Below are 1,438 nucleotides of genomic sequence, written 5' to 3' on the forward strand. Positions count from 1 at the left end.
CTGGCTCTTCGCAAACGAGAGTGTAGGCCGATGAATTTCAAACAAGGCGAGTCGCTACCCGGATAGACGTCGAGGTCTCCCGATGATGGAAGTTCTCACACAAGCCATCCGAAAGACCTCGACGTGGACAACCCTATATTCTCGACGCCTGACCTCACGACATTCGCTCGACTCGACACCCTTGACCTGACCTGCATCGGCCAACACATCACCGCCCACAAAGCGGTGCTGAAATGCCGACCGAACACCACCGATGAATGGTGCCGACGATGTAGCGGCCACGGCGAAGTCCGCGACACTGTTCTGCGTCGACTGGCACACGAACCCTTCGGGCACAGGCCCACGACACTGCATATTCGCCTGCGTCGCTACAAGTGCATCGAATGCGGCCACGTGTGGCGCCAGGACACCACCACCGCGGCGCCAGCCCGGGCCAAGATCTCGCGAGCTGGACTCGATTGGGCACTGCGTGCTCTCGTTGTTGATCACGACACCATGTCCGTGATCGCGAAGAAGCTCGCGGTGTCCTGGCATACCGCGAACTCCGCGGTCCTGGCCGAAGGACAACGAGTACTCATCAGCAATCCGACTCGCTTCGACAACGTCACAGTCATCGGCGTCGACGAACACGTGTGGCGACACACCAGACGCGGGGACAAATACGTCACGGTCGTCATCGATCTCACCCCGATCAGCCAGGGAACAGGCCCAGCACGCCTACTCGACATAGTGCCCGGCCGGTCGAAACAAGTCTTCAAACAATGGCTGGCCGCCCGCCCCAAGTCCTGGCGCGATGCCATCGAAGTCGTCGCGATGGACGGATTCTCCGGGTTCAAAACAGCCGCCGCCGAGGAACTACCCGATGCTGTGGAAGTCATGGACCCATTCCACGTCGTCAAGCTCGCCGGTGATGCCCTTGACGAGGCCCGACGCCGCATCCAGCAAGAGACGACAGGCCATCGCGGTCGGGCGAAGGATCCGTTATATCGGGCGCGCAGGACGCTGCATACGGGCACCAGTCTGCTCACGACCAAGCAGCAAGCCAGGGTCGTGAAGCTCTTCGCTGACGACAATCTCACTGAAGTCGAAGTCACCTGGAGCGTCTACCAGGACATCGTGGCTGCATACAGAGCCGAGGACCGCAACGAGGGTAAAAGGCTTCTTCAGGAAGTCATCGATACCCTGGCGTCGGGTCTACCAGCAGGATTGGTCGAGCTGAAGCGGTTAGGACGAACGTTGAAACGACGAGCAGCCGACGTGTTGGCGTTCTTCACCAGGCCCGGAACGTCGAACGGGCCCACCGAGGCCATCAACGGAAGGCTCGAGCATCTGCGGGGATCGGCACTCGGTTTCCGCAATCTCACTCATTACATCGCCAGGTGCTTACTCGAATCCGGTGGTTTCAGGCCGCTTCTACACTCTTATTTACGATGAGCCG

1 protein-coding gene is annotated in these 1,438 nt (G+C 59.9%); it reads left to right on the forward strand.

Annotated features, from left to right (window positions below; all coding sequences use genetic code 11):
• Nucleotides 1-123: 123 nt before the first annotated feature.
• Complete coding sequence (locus INT29_RS19870; RefSeq protein WP_193073272.1) at nucleotides 124-1,434, forward strand: ISL3 family transposase; 1,311 nt, start codon at nucleotides 124-126, stop codon at nucleotides 1,432-1,434.
• Nucleotides 1,435-1,438: the final 4 nt, after the last annotated feature.

The sequence above is a fragment of the Brevibacterium sp. FME37 genome (assembly GCF_014897485.1).
Lineage (GTDB): Bacteria > Actinomycetota > Actinomycetes > Actinomycetales > Brevibacteriaceae > Brevibacterium.